Source organism: Vibrio sp. 10N.222.55.C6 (genome assembly GCF_041473395.1).
Taxonomy (GTDB): Bacteria; Pseudomonadota; Gammaproteobacteria; order Enterobacterales; family Vibrionaceae; genus Vibrio; species Vibrio crassostreae_C.
The window spans coordinates 1-248 of the sequence record NZ_JBFRSD010001225.1; the positions used below are offsets into that span (position 1 = coordinate 1).

Sequence of the window (248 nt, forward strand, 5' to 3'; positions counted from 1 at the left end):
CATGATGTTGATTCATTGGCAGAGTGTAAGTTAGCGGAACTGAACCATGTTGTTGATTACAGTAATTCAGTCGCGTTAACTGACGTTTGTGATGCCTTTACAGAAACTCCGAATACCATCTATATCGGTGTCTCAGATGATTCAGCTGTACTGGATATCTGGTCACACCTAGATGCTAATCGTGTCATCAAGAATGACACTACAGTTCATCAGGAGTTAGATGATCGCGGCCACTTTGCTTGGTTACT

The 248-nt window shown here is 42.3% G+C and carries 1 pseudogene; it reads left to right on the forward strand.

Annotated elements, in window-relative coordinates:
* Window positions 1-248 (forward strand): annotated as a pseudogene (thiE, locus tag AB4486_RS28290) (thiamine phosphate synthase); the annotation flags it as partial.